At 36.3% G+C, this 281-nt stretch carries 1 protein-coding gene; it reads right to left on the minus strand.

All coding sequences use genetic code 11. From position 1 onward, the window contains the following. The coding region (locus tag FNN09_RS21005; RefSeq protein ID WP_143304443.1) for a transposase at positions 1-281 on the minus strand (281 nt) is incomplete at both ends.

Raw genomic sequence — 281 nt, forward strand, 5'->3', positions numbered from 1 at the left:
TTATGTTTGCATCTTCAAGCAACTTGTGTATGCGATTCTTTTCTGATGAAACCTGCTCAATAACTTTACGCTTGTAACGAGTTAAATCCCGTAACTCGCGTATGCCTTTGGGCGGAATAAAACTTCCTTTTAATAAACCATTTAACAACAGTTTAGTGATCCATCGACTGTCTTTCTTGTCAGTCTTTTGACCTGGTACATTCTTTATATGACGCGCATTAACTAATAATATCTCAAATTCTTCTTCTAAGATATTAAACACGGGCTTCCAATATACGCCT

The organism is Carboxylicivirga sp. M1479 (assembly GCF_007097485.1).
GTDB lineage: Bacteria > Bacteroidota > Bacteroidia > Bacteroidales > Marinilabiliaceae > Carboxylicivirga.